This is a genomic window from Nocardia cyriacigeorgica, from assembly GCF_010858045.1.
GTDB lineage: Bacteria > Actinomycetota > Actinomycetes > Mycobacteriales > Mycobacteriaceae > Nocardia > Nocardia cyriacigeorgica_E.
In genome coordinates, this window is record NZ_JAAGVC010000009.1 from 142,655 (window position 1) to 166,309 (window position 23,655).

Below are 23,655 nucleotides of genomic sequence, written 5' to 3' on the forward strand. Positions count from 1 at the left end.
CGCCGCACGCGGGCGGACGACGGCAGGGCTATTTGGTGCGGGGGCGGGAGTGGAAGCCCAGGCCCTCGTCCTGTGCGCCCATCCACGCGGCCTCGTCGGACTTGCTGTCGGGCACGTAGATGGGTTCCTGCGACCGCTTGGTCACTCTCGGTGGCGGTGACTGCTCGAGGTCTTCGCTGTCGATGGTGAGCCGCTCCAAATCGTTTTCGAGGCGGCGCACCGTAGTGGCATCGCCGTAGTTCGCGCGCAGTGCCTCTATGGACTGCCGGAGTTGGCCGACGGCGTAGCGGAGATCCGCGAATTCGCTGCGTGTCATCGATTCCTCCTGAGTTCATACCCGGTCATCCGGATCGGCTACCGCGCGGACCTCGCTGGCCGCGTGACGGCGTGTCGTGTGACCGACCACACATCGTGATCTACAACACAGTAACTGAAGTTATCGGATTCGGCTCGTCGGATACCGGCAAGTAGCGATGTGTTCAGCCCGCCGACGCGTACCCGCCGCCGTGCCCTCTGGCCGCCGCGAAGGCTCGCTCCACCAGGCAGGCGATCGAGGCGGCGACCTCCTCCGCGCGTTCGAAGATCACGCCGTGACCTGCTCCTTCGAGCCGCACCAGTTCCGAACCCGACAACTGCGAGGCCAGCACCACCGAATGGGTGAACGGCACCATGATGTCCGCCGTGCCCGCCAGCACCAGCGCCGGAATCGCGCCGAGCCGGTGCAGGGCGGCCGTCTCGTCGAAGGCCATCAGGGATGACAGGAATCCGGCCATGGTGAGCAGTGAGGTCTCGTTCATCATGGCGGTGGCGAGCGCGACCAGACGCGGATTCACCTTCCTGGTACCGAAATTCGCTTCCCGCAGGATAGGTTCGAGGATTCGCCGCGAGAGCCGCTTCGAGGCCTGCATCGTCCGAGGCGCCCGCCGCACCGCGAAATGCAGTGAGTTCACCGCGCGCCGATTCAGCAATCTGCCGAGGCCGACCTCGGTGAGTCCCTTGGCGGCACCGGCGATGAGCCCCACTCCGACGACGCGGGTGCCGATCGACTGCGGGAACAATCGCGCATAGGCCAGCACCACCATCGCGCCCATCGAATGACCGACCAGCACCACCGGTCCGCGCGGGCTCACCGTTCGCAGCACCGTGTCGAGGTCGCGGCCGAGTTGTTCGATCGTGTAGGTGGCCGGATCGCCCGCACCGGATTCGCCGTGGCCGCGGTGGTCGTAGAACACCATGCGGGTCGCGCCGCCCCAGTGCCGCAGCAGATGGGCCCGCAGGAACGACCAGGATTCGGTGTGCAGACAATGTCCGTGCACGAAGACCACGGTCAGCGGGGCGTCGTCGGCGCCGAAGACGCGCACGGCGAGCGGGACGCCGTCGTCGGTGGCCACGGTGAGGCGATGGCCGTCGTGGTCGGCTGCCCGGCACGCAAGGGTCATCGTGGACATGACTATCTCCTGTCGGCCCCACCGTGGGACAGGTCCGCACCGTGGTCGGAGTGTTCTCGTCCGGATGTCGCTGCCGGATGGTGCCCCGTTAGCCGCACCTACCTGGCGTTATGCACACGTTGTCCAACCGAGTCCTGCGGTCGACATCGGGGGCGGCCCGCATGGGAAAACAGGAAATTATGGGTGTATCTACAATTTTTGCTATATCTTCGCAGATTCTGCTGATGGCCGTGTGGAGGTTTGTCTTCGGCTATCGAGCAGAACTACTAGATATCCGTAGATTGTGCTGACGACGATGGGCGTCCGCTTCGCGATGGAAGTATTGCTAGTTCTAGCGCATCCCCGAGATTGCTGAATATTTCCATCGCGCTGCTCCGGCGCCGTGCGGTCAGGTCCCCACGCGGCGGGTCGAGGGCAGGAACGGGCGCAGCAGATTGGTCTGGGTCGACGGACCGAACTGCCATTCGGCGATCCACGGGCCGGTGCCTTCACTCTGATCGAGCACACCGTCCTCGAGCCATTCGTGGTTGCCGTCGAGCACGCCGCGGGTCAGCGCGCGGTCCTCGTCATCGGTGTTGTCCCAGAGCGCTTCGAACAGTGCCCGGACCCGGAGCCTGGCCTGCCGGCAGAAGGTGTCGGCCAGTTCGGTCGCCGAGCGCGCCTCCACCGCACCGGCGGTGCGCAGGTCCTGGGCCCGCACGCAGGCCGCGGACATGGCGAACAGCTCCGCACCGATATCGACGATGCGGCCGAGGAAGTTCTGCCGGTACTCCAGGCCCGCCTGCCAGCGCGCCATCGCGTACATCAGCGACCGGGCCTGTTTGCGCGCATTGCGCTCCACGAACCGCAGATGCCCGGCCAGCGGGCCGAACTCGGGATAGCTCGCGGGCACGGTGCCGGCACCCACAGCCAGCTGCGGGAACCACTTCGCGTAGAAACCGCCCGCCCCGACGGCCGCCTTGGCCTTGTCCTTGAACTCCGCGTTCCGGTCGACCAGCGCGCCGGCGGCGGCCATATGCGCATCGGCCATCTCGCGGGCGATCAACAGCCGCATGATCTCGCTGGAGCCTTCGAAGATGCGGTTGATCCGTAGATCGCGCACCAGCTGTTCGGCGGGAACGGCGCGTTCGCCGCGGGCGGCCAGCGAGGCGGCGGTCTCGTAGCCCCGGCCGCCACGGATCTGGACGAGTTCGTCGGCGATCCGGCAGCTCATCTCGCTGGACCAGAGTTTGGCCAGGGCCGCTTCGATCCGGATGTCGTTGCGGCCCTCGTCGGCCATGGTGCCCGACAGATCGAGCACCGCTTCCAGCGCGAAGGTGGTGGCCGCGATGAACGACAGCTTCGCCGCGACCGCGGCGTGCTCGCCGACCGGCCTGCCCCACTGCACCCGCTGACCGCTCCATTCCCTGGCGATCTTCAGCGACCATTTCGACGCCGCAGTGCACAGCGCCGGAATCGCCAGCCTGCCCGCATTGAGCGTGGTGAGTGCGATCTTGAGCCCATCGCCCTCGCGGCCGACCAGATTGCGTGCAGGCACCCGGACGTTGTGCATCCTGGTGACGCCGTTCTCGATGCCGTGCAGGCCCATGAACGCATTGCGCCGCTCCACGGTCAATCCCGGTGAGTCCGCCTCGACCACGAACGCCGAGATCCCGCCGCGATGCCCCTCGCTCTTGGGCACTCGTGCCATCACCACCAGCAGTTCGGCCACCACGCCATTGGTGGTCCACAGCTTCACCCCGTTGAGTTCGTAGGCCTCGCCGTCCGCGGTCGGGGTTGCGGTGCTCGCCATGCGTGCCGGATCGGAGCCGACGTCGGGTTCGGTGAGCAGGAACGCGCTGACCGCGCCTGCGGCGCAGCGGGGCAGGAATTCACGCTTCTGCTCTTCGGTGCCCGCCAGTTTGAGCGGTTCGGGCACACCGATGGACTGGTGCGCCGACAGCAGCACGCCGAGGCTCGGGTGCGCCGAGCCGACCAGCATGAGCGCCCGGTTGTAGCCGTACTGCGACAGGCCTTGCCCGCCGTAGTCGTGCGGGATCTTCAGGCCGAAGCAGCCGAGGTCGGCCAGCGCGCGGACGTAATCATCCGGGATGCGCGACTGCTCCTCGATCAGCGCGCCGTCTATCGAGGCGCAGACCGGGCGCAGCCGGGCCAGGAACTCGTCGGTGCGGTCGGCGTCGTCGGCGGTGGGGCGTGGATACGGGTGGATCAGGTCCAGCCGGAATCGCCCGAGAAACATCTCCTTGGCGAAGGATGGCTTGGCCCAGCCGATTTCGCGGGATTCTTCGACGAGAGCCCGGGCCTGTTCCTCGGTGGCGTCGACTTTCGCGGTGGTAGCCATATCTGCTCCTCGGACGTGATCGGGATCACATTCGAGTGTAGGAAAGTTGGTTACCCGCCGGTAGGTCTGGAGTCCGGCGATTTCTACAGGTTTCTAACCCTCGCGGTAGAAGGGTGGATAACGGGCAATCAGACGCTGCGCAGATACCGGCCGAAATGTGGAACGGTGAATCCGATCGTCCCGCGCTCGGCCGAGTAGATCAGCCCCTTCTTGATCAGCCCATCGCGCGCGGGCGACAGCGACGCCGGTTTCCGGCCGAGTTCCGCGGCAACCGCCGCCGTCGCGACCGGGCCGTCATCGCCGGACAGATCCGCCATGGCCCGCATGTACTCCCGTTCGGCGGGGGTTGCGCGTTCATAGCGGGAACCGAAGAAGCCGACCGCGAGCTCCTCCTCGGCCGTCGGCGCGGCGACCGCCACGTCCTCGGCGGTGATCGGGCTGCCAGGGGCCTGATCCCAGGTCGCCTTGCCGTAGGCCTGCACGAAATAGGGGTAGCCGTCGGCCTTTTGGTACAGCGCCCGCAGTGCTTCGTCGGTGAACTTCACTTCCTCGCGTTCGGCCGGCGCGATGAGTGCCTGGTCGGCGGATTCGCGGTCCAGCCGATCGATGCGGTGGTAGCTGAACAGCCGCTCGGAATAGCTTTTCGAGGCCGAGAGCACCGCGGGCAGATGAGGAAGACCCGCGCCGACCACGATCAGCGGCGCCGCGTCCTGACTCAGTTCGTGACAGGCCCCGCAGATGGCGGAGATGTCGGCGGGCCCGAGATCCTGCATTTCGTCGATGAAGATCGCGATCCCGACCCCGATATCGGCGGCCAGCGCGGCCGCCTCGACCAACAGCTCCACCAGGTCGATCTCGATATCGCCGGAGTCGGCGCGCCCGGTCACGGCGGGCACGTCGATGCCGGGCTGCCAGCGCTCCCGCATGCCCTTGTCCGCGGTCGCGCGCAGAGCGAAGGCCTTGAGGATGCCGAGGAAATCGTCGACCCGCTCGGGATTGCGATGCGCCATCGCGATCGCGCGGACGGCCATATGCAGCGCCGACGACAGTGGCCTTCGCAATTCTTGATCGGGACGAGCCTCGATCTTGCCCGTGCCCCAACCGCGGGAGACCGCGGCGGAACGAAGTTGATTGAGCAGCACGGTTTTTCCGACCCCACGCAGCCCGGTGAGCATGACGCTGCGTTCGGGCCGCCCGCGCGCGATGCGTTCGAGCACGATGTCGAAAGCGTCGAGTTGCTTATCCCGCCCGGCCAATTCGGGTGGGCGCTGACCGGCGCCGGGAGCATACGGATTGCGCACGGGGTCCATACCCCGACACCGTAGCGCGGATCGACAGAGATCTCTGGGCATCTCTACGGCGTGTCCTAGATACGGCTATCGATTCATGATCACGGAGCGGCGGCGACGCGGCCGGTGCCTGCCGAAACTAAGCTGGGCCTCCCGCGAAGATTGGAGTCGACTATGTCCGGCGAGCACGAGATGCCCGGCGAGGACGAGATTCCCTCCGGCACCGCCGAGGTCGTCGAGTCCTGGGAGGTTCCCGCCGGTTCGGTGGTCGCGAGCCGGATCCGCGACAACATCCTCATCGCCATTCAGCGTGGTTACGACGATCCGCAGCTGGTGGCGGACCTGGCGGTCGGGCCCCTGGTGATGGCTGTCGGGAAACTGGAGGTCGAGCTGGCGGCCGCGCGGCGCAGGATCGAAGAACTCGAGCGCTCGGTCGGCGATCTCGCCGGCGGTTCGGCCCGCGGAAGATAGCTGTGCGGATGCTGTTCGGGTCCACGATCGGTAGCTGTTCACGCTGGCAGATCCGTGGCCAGCTCCGATGATGGGTAACTATCGGCATCGGTCCGATAACGGGAGGTTTTCAGCGATACCGGTCCGTTATCGAAGCGGCTCCGAGCGAATGGTCCGGTTGCGCACTGTGTTTGCATCCGCGTGTGCAGATCTCGAAAAGTCCCTGCTCTGTGCGCTGGACAACATCGCGTCCGCACCGTAATCTTCTCGTGACTTAGTGGAGTCTGTCGCTTCGTCAGAGAGGCGGCGCCACCTGGTCACCGCTTCATCGTCGGTCGGGATTCGTGGGTCTCGGCTGTTCGAACCGGGCATCGGCAGATAGTCGTCAACCTTGCTCGGTCGGCGGTAGAGCACGAAGATCGGAGACGCAGCTCGGTGGGTAAACACAGCTTGCAGCGGGATTCTCGTTTGCCGAATTCCGTCAAGGGTGCGCTCGTCATGGGCGCGGTGGCAGCATCCACAGGGGCCATGCCGGCCATTTCGGCATCGGCGGCCACGATCGACGTTCCCGGCGTCGGTAAATTCGAGGTGGACGTTCCGCCCGAGTTCCAGCAGCCGGTAGACGAGCTCAACAAGCAGTTGCAGGCCGCCATGGCCCCGCACGCGCAGGGCGGGCCGCAGGCCGCCGCCCCGGCACCCGGTGTTCCCGGCTTCGCCCCGGTGATGCCCGGCGTGTTCGACAACTCCCCCGGCGATATCGCCCTCAACGCCGCCAAGACCAAGGTCGGCGCCCAGTACTCCTGGGGCGCGGCGGGCCCGTTCAGCTTCGACTGCTCCGGTCTGGTCCAGTGGGCCTACCGGCAGGCCGGAATCAAGCTTCCCCGCACCAGCTTCGAACAGTCGCACGTCGGCGCTCCCGTGGCCTTCCACGATCTGCGTCCCGGTGACATCGTCATCACCAACGGTGGCGGACACGTCGGCATCTACGCCGGCGGCGGTCAGCTGCTCAACGCGGTCCAGTCCGGTACCCCGGTCTCCTACACCCCGCTGAGCCCCGACGACGTGGTCACCGCACGCCGTATCGTCTAAAGAGTGGCCCGCGCCGAACCCGGCAAACAGAACACCGCGAACCAGGCCCGAGTGGATTCCTGGACCTGGGCGGTCCGGCTGTTCAAAACCCGCTCAGCCGCCGCTGAAGCCTGCCGAGGTGGGCACGTCCGCGTCAACGGCACGACGGCCAAGCCCGCCCAGCCCGTCCGTCCGGGCGACGAGGTGCGCATCCGGATCAGCGGTATCGAACGCATCGTGATCGTCGAGCGCGTCATCACCAAACGAGTGAGCGCTCCGATCGCCGCGCAATGCCTGATCGACCGCAGTCCGCCGCCGCCGTCGCGGGAAATCCTCGCCACCATGCCGCGCCGCGATCGCGGTTCCGGCCGGCCAACCAAACGTGAACGCCGCGAAACCGACCGGCTCCTCGGCCGCACCGAATGATCGCGCCGCTGTGGACACTCAAAGCGTGCCCGCAACATAGTTTTCCCGGCAGGCCGAGCGGCGAATCTTTCCGCTGCTGGTGAGTGGTAGCCGACCGCGAACGGTCAGCACGATGTCGCGCGGGGTGATGCCGTGGACCGTCGCGACGGCGCTGCGGATCCGGCGGTCGATCTGCGTGGCACAGACATCGGCCGCCCTGATCTCGGCGACCAGCACCAGTTGCTCGCTGCTGCCGTCGTCGTGACCGAACGCCGCGATCCGCCCCGGCCGCAGTTCCGGCGCGCAGGCCGTCACGGTCGCCTCGATATCGGCCGGGTAATGATTGCGGCCGTCCACCACGATCACGTCCTTGCACCGTCCGGCGATGTACAGCTGGCCGTCGTGCCGGAACCCGAGATCGCCGGTGCGCAGCCATCCGCCGGATGTCGAGGGCAAGGGCTGGTCGAAGGTCGCGGCCGATACCGCAGGGTTCTCGAAGTAGCCCGCGCACACATTCGGGCCCGCCACCCAGATCTCGCCGACGCGGCCGGGCTCGACCTCGGTGCAGCGGTCCGGGTCGACGATGGCGATCCGCTGCCCCACCGGCACGCCACACCCGACCAGCCGGGTGCCTGTCGGCTCGTCGTCGGTGACGACGACCCGCCCCGCACCGAGCGCCCGGCGATCGAACAGCCGCGCCACCGGTTCGTGGTCCTGGCCCGCGATGGTGACCGGAAGGGTGGCCTCGGCGAGCCCGAAACCCGGTGTGTGGGCGTGGTGACGGAACCCGTGTGCCGCGTAGGTGGCGGTGAATTCGGTGAGGGTTGCCGCACGGATGGGTTCGGCGCCGTTGAGAACGACACGAAGCGCGGACAGGTCCAATCCATCGCGTTCAGCACCCGTGGTGGGTGAAACCGACAGGGCCAGGCCGAAATTCGGTGTCGCGGTGGCACCGGCACGATAGTCCGAGCAGGCGCGCAGCCAGCGCGCCGGACGTTTGGCGAATTCTTCCGGAGCCATGGTCACGGCAGGCACCCCCGAATACAGCGGCAGCGACAGCCCGAACACCAAACCCAGGTCGTGAAAGAACGGCAGCCAGGAAACGATGGGCGCGGCGGTCGTCGCCGGGAGGGCGGATCGCAATTGCCGTATCGCCGCAGCGAGATTCGCGTGCGTCACCTCGACGCCCGCGGGCGTGCGCGTCGAGCCGGAGGTGTATTGGAGGTAGGCCGTACTCGCGGGATCGACCGGCGGTGGCTGCGGGTCGGTTCGCGTTTCTACCAGTGGATCGACGGTGACGACGGGCAGCTCACCGATGATCGCCGATGTTCGCGAATCGCCGGGCGCGGTGAGCGCCACCGTGGGGCGGGCGTGGGCGAGGATCACGGCCGCGCGCTCGGCCTCGACCGGCCGGCCCACCGGAAACAGCGGCACCGCAATGCGTCCGGAGTTCAGGCAGGCCAGGAACGCCACGGCGTAGGCGGCTCCGTGCGGGCACATGATGGCTATCCGGTCCCCTGGCGCACTGATGTCGAGCAAGGTCTGCGCGTAAGCGAGGGCGGCGTGGTGAAGTACGGAATAGGTCGATGCTGCGGCAAGGCGTTCGGTCCCCCGATAGGTCAAGGTGACGACAGCGTCCGCGTCCGGCCGGTCGAGGGCATGTGCCCCCACGCGCTCGTGCAGCAGATAGGACGACGGCGTCATGAGGGGTGACCGGCAGCCGGGTGCTCGATGCGTTCGGCGAGCGCGGCGGCCAGCGATTCGACGGTGGGATGGCGGAACAGGTCCGCGGTCGCGATGCGGATACGCAGTTCGTGCTCGAGCGCGCGGCGCATCTCGACAGCGAGCAGTGACGTCAAGCCGAGGTCGTTGAAATCCGTTGCGGTATCGATGGAATCGGCAGCCACCCGCAAGGTGTTTGCGAGGATTCGGTGGATCAGGGCAACCAGCTGGGTATCCCCGGTGGGACCGGGCTCGGTGACGGCTCGGCGCCCGGCCAGCAGTTCGGCCAAGCGCTGCGCCACCGGTGACGGATCCGCCGTCTCCCGGTAGTCCAGCGCGACCAGGTGGCCCGCCTGATGGCCGATGGCCTGCTGCAACAGCTCCGCGCCACGATCGGCGTCGAACGGGACGATGCCCGCCCGCCGCAAATGGTCGGCCCCACCGGCAGATTCGGCCAGCCCGGTGTCCCACAGTCCCCATCCGACGCTGATGACGCGCCGATGCGGATAACGGTGGACGAGGGCGTCCATGGCGGCATTCGCGCAGGCGTACGCCGACTGGCCGGGTGCGCCGAACGCACCGGCGGCGGAGGAGAACAGCAGCACGAAATCGGTGGGATCGGCGGCGGTCAGTTCGATGAGGTTGGTGGCGGCGGCCAGTTTGGGCGCGAACATCCGGTCCAGCTGGGCGGGAGTGACGTCCTCGATCAGTGCGTCCTCCAGTGCGCCGGCGGCATGCACCACACCGCGGATGGTGGAACCGCATTCGCGGATATCGCGCAGTGCGTGGTCGAGATCGGTGCGATCGGCGGTATCGCAGCGCACCACCACGATCCGATCCTCGCGACCATCCAGCAGCGTCGGCACCGGCCGCGGGGCGCGCGTCGGCACCACCACGTCGCGGGCGCCGCTGTCGAGCAGCCACCGCACCGCGACCGAACCCAGCGCGCCGAGCCCGCCACAGACCACATACGTGCCGAGCGGGTCGATGGTGCCGGGCGCCCGCTCCGGTGCGACGGGGACGAATCGGCGGGTGGCCGGCCCGCCGCCGGTGAGCCGCAGCTCCGCCGGGAGACCCGGCGACGCATCGGTGAGCAATTCGGCCAGCATCTCCGGGTCGCCACGGTCATCGGTCCACACCAGCCGCACCATCGGACCGGATTCCAGCCGCACCGAGCGCAGCAGCCCCGCGACCCCGCCGATCACGCTCGGCTCGGCGACACCGTGCAGCTCGGGCAGCACCATGCTCAGCGAAGCCGCCACGGGGCTGCGCACGACTCGCTGTACCAGGTCGAGCACGCGCCCCATCCGATCGACGACTGCCCCGTAGCCCGCGTCGGCCAGGTCGTCATCGTCGGCGGGCCACACCACGACCACTGCCGTCCGCGCCGCCGCGGTCCTGCCCGCGAGCACCGCGTCCACGATCGGTGCTGCCGCATCCGCCTCTCGCGCCACCCGCTCACTGGGCATGCGCCGATCCAGCACCCGCGTCAGCCGGACCGCAGCCTCCGATTCACCGACCACCAGCATCCGCCGAACTTCTGCGCCGGCGCCGGGCCCGGCGGGATTCACCGATGCCGGCGCGGTCACCGGACTCGGCGAAGGCGCGGGGAACTCGAACGGTTCCCAGGTCTCGCGCCACCACACGGTGGGCGCTTCGGGGACGCGGGTGAGGGCGGGCGCTGCCCGGTCCGGGTAGGCGATGGGCGGGCGGCCGGGGAGCGCCGTCCGGCCCGGCGTCGACCGGGCAGTGGCATCGGGCGGAGTCGGCTGCCACGGGTCGCTCCGGACGTCCCCGGTGTGCCACGTGGAATCGAAATCGACCGTGCCCGTGCTGCGCACGACCGTTTCCGCGCCCACGGGTGTGCGCGCGCCGCGCCGGGGCGCGAGCGCATTCGCCGGCGCCGCCACCGGGTTCGCCGGCTCGCCGCCCGGACGGGTGAAGCGGATCTGGACACCGGTGAGGGCAAGGGCGGGTGCGCCGTGCTGGTCGGTGGCGATGACGTCGCCGATGAGCCCGGTGGCGGTGCGGGTACGCAGCAGGGCGTGGACCTCGCAGAGGCGGCGGTCTCGTTCGGTGGACAGCCAGGCCGCGGCGATGGCGATCGGAAGCGGGACGGCATCGGGCGGGAGAGCGGAGTGGTCGAGGGCGGCCAGCAGGTGCAGGCAGCCGTCGATCGTCGCGGTGGCGTCGGCGTCGGCGGCCGCGAGGGTGCCGATCGCACGGTCGTGGCCGCCGGCAATGGTACGCAGCGGGCGAAACGCCGGGCCGTAGGCGAGTCCGCGCTCGCGCAGCGCCGCGTAGAAGGCGGTGGGTGCGATGACACGCAGACCGCTACGGCCTGCCCGATTGGCATCGACCACCCGCATCCATGCGATGATGTCACCGGGTGTGGGGCCATCGGTGAGCCGTGCTTTAGCCAGCGTTCCGGCACCCGGGGCCTCCGCCCGCACACTTTCCGATTCCCGCCGCAACACCACCTCGGCCGTCGCGCCGGCCGCCAGTGGCGCGTGCACCACGACCTCCGCGAGCGCGGCCCGCCCGCACGCACCGGCCAACTGCGTGAACCGCCGCAACCAATACGCCGCGGGCACCAGAGCCACACCGCCGACCACGTGCTCGCCGAAATCCTCGGCACCGGCCGATGCCGCACCGGCGACGAGCGGAAACCGGCGCCGCCGCCATCGCCTGCGCGGGGCACCCGAAAACCCGCCGAGCGCCGACCAATTCAGTGCCCGGCCTTCCACATACAGCTGGGCGAGGCAGGCGAGCAGGCCTGCCGCCTCGTCGTCGCGAGCGGTCGCCGCATGCGCGGTCATGCCGAGATCGTCGTGATCACGCACTGCTGAGATCAGCTGCGGATGCGGGCCGATCTCCAGCACCGTCGAGAACCCCGCATCGGCGGCGCTGCGCAACGCGCGTGCGAGTTCGACTGTGCCACGGGCATTATCGAGCCAGTACTCGGCGTCGGTGGCATCGGAGGTGATCGTGCGACCGGCATGGGTGGTCGAGTACACCGGCGTCTGCGGTACGCGGGCGACGACGTCCTTGATGGCCGCGCAGAACTCCGGCAGCACCGCCTCCACCTGCGGGCTGTGCGCCGCGAAGGCCACCGCCACCCGACGGGCGAACAGGCCTCGCCGCCGTGCCCGCCGCACCACCGCCTCCACCGAGCGTTCGGTGCCGGACACCACCACCGAACGCGGTCCGTTGACCGCCGCGATCCCGGCCGACGCCCGCAGCGGCTCGACCATGAGCGCCACCTGGTCCGGTTCGGCCTCGAGCACCGCCATCGCACCCTGACCGTCCAACCGCGCCAATGCCCGGCTGCGCGCGACGACCACCCGCGCCGCGTCCGCCAACGTCAATGCTCCGCTCACCGCGGCCGCGGCGACTTCGCCGAGGCTGTGCCCGGCCACGCCGTCGGGGCGCACCCCGAATGAGGCGAGCAGCTCCGACAGCGCGATCTGATAGACGAACAACGCGGGCTGCACGACCTCGGTCGCGTTACGTCCGCTGTCGTTGCCGCCGAAGCCACGTCGCGGCGTCCATACCCGCGGTCCACCCGCGTCGCAGATGGCATCGGCGGCCGCGGTGAGCGCGCGGGCGAACACCGGATAACGCGCGGCGAGCACCCGTCCCATCCGCGCATGCTGGCCGCCCTGACCGGAGAACAGCAACAGCAATCCACCGGGCCGGCGCTGTGCCGCCGGCCCGACCACGCGCGGATCCGCTGCGCCTGTGGCCAATCCACGCAGCCCGGCGACGGCGGCCGCGGCGTCGTCGGCGATCACCGCCGCCCGCATCGCCGCGCCGATGAGCCGGGCCGAGCCCGCGGCGAGAACCGGCAGCGGAGTGCCGCCGCGACGGTCACCGTCAGCCGCCGAGACCTGGGTGGGTTGCTCGGCCGCGGGTGGGCCGGGGCGCCCTGTGATCGGCTCCGCATGGTCGATCGGCCGGTCGGCGCTATCGGCGTCATCCACCGCCGCACGCACGGCGTCAGGACCGCGCCGAGCGCTGACGCCGGAGTCGGCATCACGAACGAATGCCGCAGGATCCAGCATCCGCGCCATCAGCGACGCAGTTTCCCTCAGTTCGCCCGCGTCGCGACCCGACAACGGTATGAGCGATGGTGGCTGCGGCTCGCGCGGTTGCGGCTTCACGACCCCACGCAGCGCGACGTGCGCATTGGTTCCGCCGAACCCGAACGAGCTGACCCCGGCGTATCGCTCGACCGCGGGCACGCCGGTCCAGTCGACGGCCACGTCCGGCACACGCAGCCCGCGCTCGTCGAGCCGCAGCAATGGATTGGGCGAGGTGAAATTGGCGGTCGGCGGAATGGTTCCGTGATGCACGGCCAGCGCGGCCTTCATCAACCCGGCCACTCCGGCCGCGGCTTCCAGATGGCCGACAGTGGATTTGAGCGACCCGATCCAGGCATCGCCATCGGCGTCCGCGCGCACCTCGGCCAGTGCCCCGACCTCCACCGCGTCACCCAAAGCGGTACCGGTGCCGTGACATTCGAGGTACCCGAGCACGCTCGGAGTGAGCCCGGCACGCTGCCACGCCGTCCGGATGATCTCGCGCTGCGCCCGCCCGTTCGGCGCGTACAACCCATTGGACCGGCCGTCCGAGCCGACCGCCGAGCCGACGATCTCCGCATACGTGCGATTGCCCTCGCGCCGAGCGTCGATACTGCGTTGCAACACGACGACGGCGCACCCTTCGCCGCGCACATAGCCGTCGGCGGCCGCGTCGAACGGGGCGCACCGGCCGGTGGGCGATAGGAACCCGGCCTCGGCCAGATAGTCGCCGGTATGCGGAAGCAAGGTCAGGTTGACGCCACCGACCACCGCGAACGGCACGCTGCCGTCGGCGAGCAATCGCACCGCCAGATCCACCGCGACCAGCGACGACGAGCAGGCCGTGTCGACTACCAGGCTCGGGCCGCGCAGATCGAGGGCGTAGGACAGCCGGTTGGCGATGATGCTCGACGCCGAGCCGGTCACGGCGTACGGCGGGTCGTAGCCGCCGTGTCCGAGTACCGCACCGCCGTGCTCGAACCCGCAGGCGCCGAAGATCACCGCGCCCGCCGAACCGCGTGCGCGGTAGCCGATTCCGGCATCGTCGAGTGCCTCGACGGCCACTTCCAAGGCGATCCGCTGCTGTGGGTCCATCACCGCTGCCTCGCGGCCGGAGATCCCGAAGAACTCGTTGTCGAAGCGGTCGATCCGGGTGAGGTAGCCGCCTCGCTGATGACCGGCGCGGCCCTGCGGCGGCATTCCGGTGACGTCTCGGCCGTCGAGGAGCAGCTGCCAGAACTGGTGCGGTCCGTCGGCTCCGGGCAGGCGGCAGCCGATGCCGATGACCGAGACCGGCGTCGAGGTGGGATGGGGTGGGCTCATCGCATGAGGGAGTCGACCAGTTGTTCGATATCGGGGTGGTCGTACAGGGCGGTGATCGGCACCTCGACGCCGAAGGCGTCCTCCAGATGCGCGGTCAACCGAGCCAATTGCGCCGAGCCGAGGCCGAGGTCGGCGAAGCTCGTGCCGGTGCTGATCGTGGACGGGTCCACGGCGAGTATTCCGGCGACGGTCGCGACCGCGGCATCGGTGAGCGCGCGGCGGGTAAGCGCTTGGCCGCCAAGCTGATTCGCCCCCATCCGTCCCCTCTTCCCGATCACGCATCGGCAGCCGCGCACCCCGGCTGGTACCCACGCGATTATGCCGGAGAATTCGGTCTCGGCAAGGTGCGATTGCGCTGCCTGCGTGCCCTTTCGCCGACACGCCGGATCGCCTACCGTGGCAGCGTGGCCGATATCCGCGATGGGCGTATTCCGACCGTGCCGACCGTGCTGCGCTGCTGTGCGGCGTTGGTGGCTACGCCGCCGAAATTGCTGCGCCCACGCCGTCCCGATGCCGGGTTGCTGGCGAGCATCGAGCAGGCGCCGCTACCGCGGGCCCGCGCCACCGTCCGGTTGCGGGTGATCCCGCAGGCGACGATGTCGGCGCCGGCCACCATCGTCGCCGAGGGGGTGCGTAGCTTGCGCGAGCTGCCGATGGCTATGGGTTCGTACCTGGTCGAACATCCCAGCGCCCGGTTCCTGGTCGACCCGGCGTTGTGCGCCGACCCGCACAGCCGGGTGCTGCCGGGGCTGCCGTTCCCGATTCCGCTGCTGGTCGCGCCGGACAAGCCCGTGCTCGGCCTGTCCGATGCCTTGGCCGCCCGCGATATCGCGGTCTCCGATATCGATTTCGTGCTGCCGACCCATCTGCACTGGGATCACGTCTCCGGCCTGCTCGAATTGCCGTCGTCGATCGAAATCAAGCTGCCCGCAGCGGAATTGGATTGGGCGACCACCGGGCCGCAGGCGCCCATGTCGGTCGTGCGGGCGACGTTGGACAACCGGGCCTGCGCGCCTTTCGAACTCGACGGCCCACCGGTGCTCACCTTCCACCGCAGCAAGGACCTCTTCGGTGACGGTTCGGTCGTCCTGGTAGACCTGGCCGGCCACACCCCCGGCAGCATCGGCGTGCTGCTCGCCGTGGACGACGGCTCCCGCGTCCTGCTAGCAGGCGATGCCGTCTGGAACAAACTCCAGATCGAACTGATCCGCGAGAAGGCCCCGATGCCTGGCCTGCTGTTCGACGCCGATCGCGACGCCACCTTCGCCACCATCCATCGTCTGCACGCCCTGCCCGACGGCATCGACGTCGTCGCCGCACACGACCACGACGCCGTCTCGGCACTGGCGGCGCGCCACCATTGAGCCGTGTCGGGGCCGCGCGGCTCGCTCGTCCGAGACGCCACCGAGTTCCAGCAGCGGGCAGGTCCGGGCCGGACTGATTCGCCCCACGGCACATCGCCGTCTCGCGTCGGCGAGGTCGGTCGGCCCGGCACATGCGATCGCGGGGCCGAGCGCGAGCCGGGGCGCGGTATTCGCCCCGATCCGCTGCGGATCAGCCGACGACGACGGTCTCCGCCAGCCGCGCGGTGATCAGCTGCTCGGCCTCGCCGACCATGCGCTCGATGAGTTCGGCGCAGGTGGGGATGTCGTGGATCAGGCCCTGGCACAGGCCGACCGACCAGATGCCCGCGTCCAGATCGCCCTCGTCGAAGACGCGGCGCCCGCGTGCGCCCGCGACCAGATCGCGGACGTCGTCGAAGGTGCCGCCCGCCTTCTCGATCTCGACGACCTTGCGGCTGATCTCGTTGTCGGCGACGCGGGCGGTATTGCGCATGGTGCGGAAGATGAGCTGGGTGTCGCGCTCGCTGCCTGCCACGATCCGCTCCTTGACCTTGTGGTCGATGCACGACTCCTGGGTGCACAGGAAGCGGGTGCCCATATTGACGCCGTCCGCGCCCAGCGCCAGCGCGGCGACCAGGCCGCGAGCGTCGGCGATACCGCCGGAGGCGATCATCGGGATGCTCAGTTCCCTGGCGGCGGCCGGGATCAGCACCAAACCGGGGACGTCGTCTTCGCCGGGGTGGCCCGCGCATTCGAAGCCGTCGATGCTCACGCCGTCGACGCCGATCCGCTCGGCCTTGAGTGCGTGCCGGACGCTGGTGCACTTGTGCAGCACCTTGACGCCGGCGTCGCGGTAATAGGGCAGGAACGGTTCCGGGTTGCTGCCTGCGGTCTCCACGATCTTGATGCCGCTGTCGATGATGGCCTGCACGTATTCGGCGTACGGCGGCGGGTTGATCGACGGCAGGATGGTGAGGTTGACGCCGAAGGGCTTGTCGGTGAGTTCCCTGGTGCGCGCGATCTCGCGGCGCAGGTCGTCGGGGGTTGGCTGGGTCAGGGCGGTGATGAAACCGAGCCCGCCGGCATTGGCGACGGCCGCGACCAGTTCGGCGCGGCCGACCCACATCATGCCGCCCTGCACGATCGGATGTTCCACACCGAAGGTCTCGGTGAACCTGGTCCGCAGCATTGCTTCTCCTCTGCTCGTCGCGGGCGTGCCCGCTCTCGGGGAGATCGTGACACGCGAATCAACCTCTCGACAAGCTGTAAGTAAGTGGGGATTCGCATATGTCTGCGATCCTGCTGGCTGTGTCGACCTACCTGTCGAGGCGGATAAACTGCCGACAGCCTGCGGATATTGCCGATAGCCCTGCCATGGCGGTGTGGCCGGAAGATTAACGCCGAATCAGCAGCGCGAATCCTTGTTGCCGGGTAAGTTACTTGTTATTCTTCGCACAGGTTGAGCCCGTCACCACCGCCGGACGCTCCGGCGGCCACCGTGCGGGAGAGGAGTGCCTGGATGACCACCGGTGTGCAAGCGTTGGACGAGCCGATCAGATCGCGGCGCAATCATTGGAACAACCAGCTCGCGACCCATGCGGCCATGCGGCCGAACGAGGTCGCCGTGCGGTTCCGTGGCGCCGACACCACCTGGCGGCAACTGCACGAACGCTCGCTGAAATTTGCCGACGCGCTGGCCCGCCGCGGTGTCGGCTTCGGCGACCGAGTGCTCATCCTCGCGCTCAACTATCCCGAATACCTGGAGTCGGTCTTCGGCATCAACGCCCTCGGCGCCATCGCGGTCCCGGTGAACTTCCGGCTCACCCCGCCCGAAGTCGCCTACATCGCCTCCGACAGCGGCGCCAAGGTGGTCATCACCGACACCGTGCTCCAGCCGCTGGCCACCGCGGTCCTCGGGCAGGTGGAATCGCTGGAGACCTGCGTGGTCATCGGCGGCCGATCCGCCGACGGCGTACTCGGCTTCGAGGCCCTGCTCGCCGAGGAGGGGCAGCCGCACACCCCGCTCGACATCCCCGAGGACACGCCGAGCCTGATCATGTACACCTCGGGCACCACCGGCAGCCCCAAGGGCGCGATCCTCTCGCACGCCAATATGAACGCTCAGGCCCTGACCTGTATCCGGGCGATGGCCATCGATCAGGAGTCGATCGGTTTCTGCACCTCGCCGCTGTTCCATATCGCCGGACTCGGCAGTCTCGCACCGTATTTCATGCTCGGGGCCAAGACCGTGCTGCATCCGCTCGGCGCCTTCGACGCGACCGAATTCCTCGACGCGGTCGAGGCGGAGCAGGCCACCACGGCCTTCTGCGTTCCCGCGCAATGGCAGCTGATCTGCGATGAGCCCACCGTCAAGGAGCGCAAGCTCGCGCTGAAGGCGCTCAGCTGGGGCGCCGCGCCCGCCTCCGACACGGTGCTGAAGGCCATGGCCGAATGCTTCCCCGACGCGTTCAACGTCGCGGTGTTCGGGCAGACCGAGATGTCGCCGATCACCTGCGTGCTCGAGGGCAAGGACGCGATCCGCAAGCTCGGCTCGGTCGGCAAGCCCATTCCGACCATCCAGGCCCGCATCGTCGACGACGAGATGAACGATGTCGCCCCTGGCGAGGTCGGCGAGATCGTCTATCGCGGACCGACCCTCATGCAGGGCTACTGGAACAAGCCGGAGGCCACCGCCGACGCCTTCGCCGGCGGCTGGTTCCACTCCGGCGACCTGGTCCGCCAGGACGAGGAGGGCTTCATCTATGTGGTGGACCGCAAGAAGGACATGATCATCTCCGGCGGCGAGAACATCTACTGTGCCGAGGTGGAGAACGTGCTCTTCGCCCATCCGCGGATCCGCGAGGCCGCCGTCATCGGCCGTCCGCACGAGAAGTGGGGTGAGGTCCCGGTCGCGGTGGTCGCCCTCGCCGATCCGGAGGGTGAGCTGACCCTCGCCGAGCTGGAACCGTTCCTCAACGAGAACCTGGCCAGGTACAAGCATCCCAAGGAGCTCGTGGTGGTTCCGGAGTTGCCGCGCAACGCCAGCGGCAAGGTCGTGAAAGTCGAGCTGCGCAACCAGCATTCGTAGGTTTCACGTGAATCCTCGCCGCGCGCCGGACCATTGACGTCGGCAGCGCCGCCGACAGATCTGCCCCGGGGATAGTGCCGCCCACCTTTGAGCGTCAGCGAAACATGTTGTCGCTCAGAGGTGGGCGCAACTGTGTTCCCGGTCGGCTCAGATCATGTTCTTGTTGGTCATCCAGCGCATGACCTGCCAGCCGCAGAACACCGGCAGCCAGCAGGTGAGCACGCGATAGAGCAGCACCGACGGCACCGCGACGGCGGCGGGCAGCCCGAATGCGGCCAGACCACCGATCAGCGCCGCCTCCACCGCACCGACACCACCCGGCGTCGGCGCCGCGGAGGCCAGGGTGCCGCCGATCATGGTCACGATGGTGACGGTGACGAAGGTGGTCCCGCCGCCGAAGGCCTCCACACTGGCCCACAGCGCCAGCGCCTGACCCAGCGTCAGTGCCGCGCAGCCGGCGATGATGATGGCGAACCGCTTCGGATCCTTGGCCAGATCGGCGAGCTCACCGAGCACCTCTTGGAGCTGCGGCCGCACCGAAGTATTCAGCCAGCGCCGCAGTTTCGGCACGAACATGAAGGTGCCGATGATGCCGACGCCGACGCCGGCGAGCAGGTACAGGATGGTCTCGTCGGGCACGAAATGCGACAGGTCCGCCGAGGTACCCGCCGCGATGCTGAAGAACACCAGCAGGCTGATGTGGGTGATCACCTGCACGGCCTGCTGCAACGCCACCGCCGCCGTCGCGCGGACCGCGCCGAGGCCGCCCTTCTGCAGGAATCGCACGCTCAGCGCGAGGCCACCCACCCGGGCAGGCGTGGTGGTCGCGGCAAAGGTGTTGGCCACCTGCATGATCACCAGGTTGCGGAAGCTCACCACACCCGACGCGCACGCCCAGAGGGCGGCCGCGGTGCCGATATAGGTGAGCGTCGACAAGGCAAGGCCCGCCAGCGCCCACCACCAATTCGCGGTGCGCAGCTGGCTGAAGAAGGTCGGCACCGCGCTGATGAACGGATAGGCCACGTAGACCAGGCCGATCAGCAGCACCAGCTGGATGATGCTCTTGCGGCTGAACCGGGTGATCTGCTCGGCCTCGATCCGGTCCTGGCCGGTCTGCTTGCGCACCTCGTCGCGGGTGCCCGACATCACCGCCTTCCAGTCCGGCACCGATTTGCGGATCCCGGAGGGCATACCGGATCTGGTCAGCCTGCGCGAGGCGGTGAGCACCGCCTGCTCGCCGAGGGTCGCGATCGCCGCGCGCACCGCGGGCTCGCGGCCGAAGATCGACGCCGTGGAGACCAGCAGCTGTGCGACATCGGACTGGATCTGCGCGTCGGAGGCGCCGAGCTCGGCGCCGATGAACCCGCCGAAGCGGGCGAGGCCGTCCTCCACCCGGATCTCGTCGGGACGCAGATCACCGATCGCGATCTGGCGCCGGTGCAGCGAATCCAGCGATTGCCACAGTCCGGGCAGCATCTCCTCGTCGAGCTCGGCCAGCGGCATCCCGCGCGGCACCGTATGGGCGTACAGCATCCACCCGCGATCCAGCGACGCCACCGCCACCGGCGCGTGCGCCGCCATCCCCAGATCGCCGACCGCGATCGCCATCAGCGCCCGATGCTCGACCGCGCGGTGCATCGAACCGTGCAGCGGTGCGGTCTCGCTGGAACGGAACGTCAGCCAGCGCCACAGCTGGCGCAGCGCGCCGTGGCTGCGCTGGTTCTTGCCGTACAACTCGACGGTGAGCCGGCGCTCCGGCCCGGCCACCGCCGCCGACAGCAACAGCGGGCCAGGGCCCGACGGCCGCACCACGGTGAACGCGGTCACGGTGAACCCGCGCTTGGCCAGCACCCGCACCGCCGCGTCGAGCGGCACCTCGAGCGCGGGCGTGCCGACCACCAGCACGATCACCGCGCCCACCAGCCAGCCCACCGCGAGCCCGAACATCGCCCTCGCCGGCACGACGGTACTGACCACCAGATGGATCGGGGCGAAGGCCAGCAGCAGAAACCACATCCAGCGCCGGGCCCGGTCCGGCAGCCACGGACTCGACACCGTCAGCACCGCGGCCAGCATCGCGATCCAGCGCGGATCGTCGAGGAACTGCTGCAAGAACGTGTTGTCGAGCTTGTCCGGCACCTGAAGATGCCATTTCGGCGCCGACAGCCCGGTACCGGTGATGGACAGCAGCAACCCGGCCACCAGCCCCGCCGCCGCGTATCCGGCCATCAGTTTCCACTGCCTGCCGAGCACCAGCTCGATCAGGATGGCGAAGGGCAGGATCAGGATGGCGATGCCGTAGAGCAGATAGACCAGGTTGGATTGGTCGGGATTGAGGAATCCGACGATATTGGAGACCGAACGTTCCAGCGCCAGCCATTCCGGCCGGGTGATCAGCGAACCCGCGATCACCACCCCGACCCCGATCGCGGCGAGGACGACACGGATGATGTCACTGGTGCGCCGGGTCAACGGCTGCAGCAGGCTGCCCGTGACCGGGATGTCCCGCCCATCGACTCGCATGTCGTATCGGTACTTTCGGATCGAGTTGAAGCTACGCCGGCCACCCTCGCTCACTGCAGGTGAGTATGCAGGAGGCCGAGGCGGACGATACACACCAACACGCCGCACCGACGTCCGGCAATCGGTTGCCCAGACAGCCGGGAAGTGGTATCGGCGGCGCCTCGATCAGCGTGGCCCGCTTCTCCGCACCGGGATGATGGCCGTGCGGTGGCCGCGGTTGGGTGCGGCCGGACGGACTCAGGCCCCGGCCGTGCGAGCGTGCCGTCCCACCGGAGGGCCGGTCGGCGGGACCACGCTGAACACCGTCCCGGTCATCTCGCCACTGTCGAGTTCGACGATGGCGCGGACGACCTTCGTGGTGGCGATGGAGCCGGGGAACGCATCCGGCGCGATCGCGTTGACCCGCACGCCGAACTCGTCGAACTCGTCGGCCAGATGGCGGGTGAGCTTGTTGAGCGCGGCCTTGGACGTGCCGTACAGCGTCTGACCACCGAAGACTTCCGGCCCCGACATGCTGGACACATTGACGACATTGCGGTTGTTCGCGCGGTTGGCGGCGTCGTCGTGCAGCCAGAACCGCTGCGCCAGCCGGGTCGCCAGCCGCAGGGGCACCTCGACATTCAGCGTGAACACCGGTCCGAACGCGTCGAGTGCGGCATCGCCGTCGACCACGCCGAGCGGGTGCAGCGCCATATTCGCCGCATTGTTCACCAGCAGATCCACCCGGCCGAACTTGGCCAGCGCCAGATCCACGACCCGTTCGGGCTCGCCGGGCTCGGTCAGATCCGAATGCACCACGAAGACCCGCGACTCGTTCTGCGGAATCACCCGGTCCGGTTCGAGCGGATCGACGAACCACTCCTCCTGCGAGGGCGCGGCCGGCACCCGATTGCGGCAGACCGCGACGATGTCGTAGTGGGTGTAGAGCGCGCGGCAGAACGCGTCACCCAGCCTGCCGCCCGCCCCGGTGATCAGGCAGACGCGGCGCTCACCATTGGACAATGCGGTCTCCTCCCCAACGCCGCACCACGTCGGCCTTCGGCCGGTGCAGCCACATCACCACACAGTTGCGTTCGGCGGTGTTGGCACCGGCGAAGGCATGCCATGAGCGCGGTGTGCATTCGAACATCACCAGCGAATTGTTCAGCGGCGGGACCAGTTTCGCCGGTCGCGCACCGCGCTCACCCTTACTGAACAGCGCCGTCTCACCGCCGCCGCCCGGCTCCCACGGGTCGTTGGCCAGATAGAACAGCAGCGTGACCGCCCGTACCGTTTCCCTGGCCACGATGTCGGCGCTGCGCGGGCCGGTCTTGGTGTCGACGTTCGGTTCCGGGACGCGCACCTCACCCGGCCCGGGGGCGGCGCCGGCGAACCAGGCCGGGGCGAGATCGTTGTGCGGCCAGCCGCGCGGGCTGTCGACCGGATGGCTGTGCAGCGACGCCTCGACGTCACCGGTCGCCTCGACTCCGGCCACACCGGCGATCATGTCGTGCCATTCGCGGGACTGGAACACCGCGAGCGGGCCGTTGCTCAGCTCGGTCAGCCGAATACCGCTGGCCCCATAGTTGTCGGCCACCTTGGCGAATCGATCGGCATGCTCGCGGCGGGCGCGGTCGAACTCCTCGGCCAGGCGGCGATAGAACTCCGGCGCGAACACATCACGCGCGTAGACGTGCGGAAACGGCTCGGTGCGGCGAATCCAGTGCCGACTGCCGAGCAGGTCCGCGAACCATTGCGGGGCGGCGGCACGCCGCTCCGATTCCCCTGCCACGATCACTCCCTCCCGAACGAACACCGCGATCTTATTGCACGGCTGGGCACGTGCACGTCCGCAGTGCGGAGGCATGATCATCGGGTGAGTCGCGATACCCGTATCTGTTTCGTCGGTGATTCTTTCGTCGCCGGCGTCGGTGACCCGTCGGCGCTCGGCTGGGCAGGCCGCCTGGTCGCCGACGCGCACGCCTGCGGCCATCCGGTGACGGCGTACAACCTGGGCGTGCGCAGGCAGACCTCCTCCGAGATCCGGGCGCGCTGGCTCGCCGAATCCCTGCCGCGCTTGCCCGATGACGCCGACGCCAGGGTGGTGTTCTCCTTCGGTGTCAACGACACCATGATCGAGAACGGCAGGCAGCGAGTGGCCGCCGCCGATTCGGTGGCGAATCTGACCGCCCTGCTCGCCGAGACCGCCGACCGCGGCTGGCCGGCCCTGGTCGTCGCTCCGCCACCGATCGACGATGACGAGCACAATGCCCGCACCGCCGCCCTCGACGCCCGCTTCGCCGAGCTCTGCGCCACCGCCGCCGTGCCCTATGTCCGCACCCACCAGCGTCTCAGCGCCGATCCGGTCTGGCGGCACGAGGTCCGCATCGGCGACGGCGCGCATCCGGGGGCCGAGGGGTACGCGGTGTTGGCGGAGCTGATCCGGCCGACCTGGCGAGAGTGGTTGTCGCACTGAGTTGCCGCCGGTGAGCTGGTCGGGGGCGGTTGTCTGTCTCGCCTCCTGTCGACCGCGCCGGTAGCCGCGAACCCAATTGTCTGGGACAGCGCAAACCCGCGTCGCTTCCGCCGTGGCT

General features: G+C 68.8%; 17 protein-coding genes. 6 read left to right on the top strand and 11 right to left on the bottom strand.

Going from position 1 to position 23,655, the window contains the following annotated elements; genetic code table 11:
- Positions 1–28: 28 nt before the first annotated feature.
- The 4 genes from GV790_RS11845 to GV790_RS11860 all read right to left on the bottom strand — a co-directional run bounded on the left by GV790_RS11845 (position 29) and on the right by GV790_RS11860 (position 5,099).
- Complete coding sequence (locus tag GV790_RS11845) at positions 29–316, bottom strand: hypothetical protein (protein ID WP_163813404.1); 288 nt, start codon at positions 314–316, stop codon at positions 29–31.
- A 163-nt stretch (positions 317–479) separates the two neighbouring features.
- The gene (locus GV790_RS11850; protein WP_375139385.1) at positions 480–1,439 is read right to left on the bottom strand and encodes an alpha/beta fold hydrolase; all 960 of its coding nucleotides are present in this window, start codon (positions 1,437–1,439) and stop codon (positions 480–482) included.
- A 397-nt stretch (positions 1,440–1,836) separates the two neighbouring features.
- On the bottom strand, positions 1,837–3,789 hold the full coding sequence (locus tag GV790_RS11855; protein WP_163813406.1) for an acyl-CoA dehydrogenase family protein: 1,953 nt from the start codon (positions 3,787–3,789) through the stop codon (positions 1,837–1,839).
- Positions 3,790–3,917: 128 nt separating this feature from the next.
- Positions 3,918–5,099, bottom strand: a complete 1,182-nt coding sequence (locus GV790_RS11860) for an ATP-binding protein (protein WP_163813407.1) — start codon at positions 5,097–5,099, stop codon at positions 3,918–3,920.
- A gap of 153 nt (positions 5,100–5,252) precedes the next feature.
- Here GV790_RS11860 and GV790_RS11865 point away from each other — a divergent pair, with 153 nt between their 5' ends.
- The 3 genes from GV790_RS11865 to GV790_RS11875 all read left to right on the top strand — a co-directional run bounded on the left by GV790_RS11865 (position 5,253) and on the right by GV790_RS11875 (position 7,022).
- Positions 5,253–5,549 carry a hypothetical protein gene (locus GV790_RS11865; RefSeq protein ID WP_163813408.1) on the top strand — a complete coding sequence of 99 codons (297 nt, stop codon included), beginning with the start codon at positions 5,253–5,255 and terminating at the stop codon, positions 5,547–5,549.
- Between the two features lie 477 nt (positions 5,550–6,026).
- A complete protein-coding gene (locus GV790_RS11870) occupies positions 6,027–6,617 on the top strand; it encodes a C40 family peptidase (RefSeq protein ID WP_163813454.1) in 591 nt (196 codons plus the stop codon).
- 3 nt (positions 6,618–6,620) lie between these two features.
- A complete protein-coding gene (locus tag GV790_RS11875; RefSeq protein ID WP_163813409.1) occupies positions 6,621–7,022 on the top strand; it encodes an RNA-binding S4 domain-containing protein in 402 nt (133 codons plus the stop codon).
- An 18-nt stretch (positions 7,023–7,040) separates the two neighbouring features.
- Here the strand turns inward: GV790_RS11875 and GV790_RS11880 are convergent, their stop codons facing one another.
- From GV790_RS11880 to GV790_RS11890, 3 genes are read right to left on the bottom strand one after another with little or no spacing between them, the layout of a single operon-like run.
- Positions 7,041–8,705 (bottom strand): fatty acyl-AMP ligase, encoded by a 1,665-nt coding sequence (locus GV790_RS11880; RefSeq protein ID WP_163813410.1) that lies wholly within the window; start codon positions 8,703–8,705, stop codon positions 7,041–7,043.
- A complete protein-coding gene (locus tag GV790_RS11885) occupies positions 8,702–14,128 on the bottom strand; it encodes a type I polyketide synthase (protein WP_163813411.1) in 5,427 nt (1,808 codons plus the stop codon). The genes GV790_RS11880 and GV790_RS11885 overlap by 4 nt, the downstream gene beginning before the upstream one ends.
- Positions 14,125–14,385, bottom strand: coding sequence for an acyl carrier protein (locus GV790_RS11890; RefSeq protein WP_163813412.1), 261 nt, complete (start codon positions 14,383–14,385; stop codon positions 14,125–14,127). Before GV790_RS11890 ends, GV790_RS11885 begins: the two co-directional genes overlap by 4 nt.
- 147 nt (positions 14,386–14,532) lie before the next feature.
- On the opposite strand from GV790_RS11890, the gene GV790_RS11895 reads away from it, so the two are divergent.
- Entirely contained in the window at positions 14,533–15,492 is a 960-nt protein-coding gene (locus GV790_RS11895; protein WP_280212354.1) for an MBL fold metallo-hydrolase, read from the top strand.
- A 190-nt stretch (positions 15,493–15,682) separates the two neighbouring features.
- Here GV790_RS11895 and GV790_RS11900 read toward each other — a convergent pair whose 3' ends face one another.
- Positions 15,683–16,660: an NAD(P)H-dependent flavin oxidoreductase gene (locus tag GV790_RS11900; RefSeq protein ID WP_163813413.1), complete on the bottom strand. Its 978-nt coding sequence runs from the start codon at positions 16,658–16,660 to the stop codon at positions 15,683–15,685.
- A 330-nt stretch (positions 16,661–16,990) separates the two neighbouring features.
- Between GV790_RS11900 and fadD5 the strand changes: the two genes are divergently transcribed.
- A complete protein-coding gene (fadD5, locus tag GV790_RS11905; protein ID WP_163813414.1) occupies positions 16,991–18,559 on the top strand; it encodes a fatty-acid--CoA ligase FadD5 in 1,569 nt (522 codons plus the stop codon).
- Between the two features lie 147 nt (positions 18,560–18,706).
- Here fadD5 and GV790_RS11910 read toward each other — a convergent pair whose 3' ends face one another.
- The 3 genes from GV790_RS11910 to GV790_RS11920 all read right to left on the bottom strand — a co-directional run bounded on the left by GV790_RS11910 (position 18,707) and on the right by GV790_RS11920 (position 22,853).
- Positions 18,707–21,082: a lysylphosphatidylglycerol synthase transmembrane domain-containing protein gene (locus GV790_RS11910; protein WP_163813415.1), complete on the bottom strand. Its 2,376-nt coding sequence runs from the start codon at positions 21,080–21,082 to the stop codon at positions 18,707–18,709.
- Positions 21,083–21,319: 237 nt separating this feature from the next.
- Positions 21,320–22,084 (bottom strand): SDR family NAD(P)-dependent oxidoreductase, encoded by a 765-nt coding sequence (locus tag GV790_RS11915; RefSeq protein WP_163813416.1) that lies wholly within the window; start codon positions 22,082–22,084, stop codon positions 21,320–21,322.
- Complete coding sequence (locus GV790_RS11920) at positions 22,071–22,853, bottom strand: 2OG-Fe(II) oxygenase (RefSeq protein WP_163813417.1); 783 nt, start codon at positions 22,851–22,853, stop codon at positions 22,071–22,073. The genes GV790_RS11915 and GV790_RS11920 overlap by 14 nt, the downstream gene beginning before the upstream one ends.
- Positions 22,854–22,937: 84 nt before the next feature.
- Here GV790_RS11920 and GV790_RS11925 point away from each other — a divergent pair, with 84 nt between their 5' ends.
- Complete coding sequence (locus GV790_RS11925) at positions 22,938–23,537, top strand: GDSL-type esterase/lipase family protein (protein ID WP_163813418.1); 600 nt, start codon at positions 22,938–22,940, stop codon at positions 23,535–23,537.
- Positions 23,538–23,655: the final 118 nt, after the last annotated feature.

Excerpts from the sequence above, each read along its gene's own strand:
- GV790_RS11845 (WP_163813404.1), bottom strand. The coding sequence starts at position 316 with ATGACACGCAGCGAATTCGCGGATCTCCGCTACGCCGTCGGCCAACTC.
- GV790_RS11850 (WP_375139385.1), bottom strand. The coding sequence starts at position 1,439 with ATGACCCTTGCGTGCCGGGCAGCCGACCACGACGGCCATCGCCTCACC.
- GV790_RS11855 (WP_163813406.1), bottom strand. The coding sequence starts at position 3,789 with ATGGCTACCACCGCGAAAGTCGACGCCACCGAGGAACAGGCCCGGGCT.
- GV790_RS11860 (WP_163813407.1), bottom strand. The coding sequence starts at position 5,099 with ATGGACCCCGTGCGCAATCCGTATGCTCCCGGCGCCGGTCAGCGCCCA.
- GV790_RS11865 (WP_163813408.1), top strand. The coding sequence starts at position 5,253 with ATGTCCGGCGAGCACGAGATGCCCGGCGAGGACGAGATTCCCTCCGGC.
- GV790_RS11870 (WP_163813454.1), top strand. The coding sequence starts at position 6,027 with ATGGGCGCGGTGGCAGCATCCACAGGGGCCATGCCGGCCATTTCGGCA.
- GV790_RS11880 (WP_163813410.1), bottom strand. The coding sequence starts at position 8,705 with ATGACGCCGTCGTCCTATCTGCTGCACGAGCGCGTGGGGGCACATGCC.
- GV790_RS11885 (WP_163813411.1), bottom strand. The coding sequence starts at position 14,128 with ATGAGCCCACCCCATCCCACCTCGACGCCGGTCTCGGTCATCGGCATC.
- GV790_RS11890 (WP_163813412.1), bottom strand. The coding sequence starts at position 14,385 with ATGGGGGCGAATCAGCTTGGCGGCCAAGCGCTTACCCGCCGCGCGCTC.
- GV790_RS11900 (WP_163813413.1), bottom strand. The coding sequence starts at position 16,660 with ATGCTGCGGACCAGGTTCACCGAGACCTTCGGTGTGGAACATCCGATC.
- fadD5 (WP_163813414.1), top strand. The coding sequence starts at position 16,991 with ATGACCACCGGTGTGCAAGCGTTGGACGAGCCGATCAGATCGCGGCGC.
- GV790_RS11910 (WP_163813415.1), bottom strand. The coding sequence starts at position 21,082 with ATGCGAGTCGATGGGCGGGACATCCCGGTCACGGGCAGCCTGCTGCAG.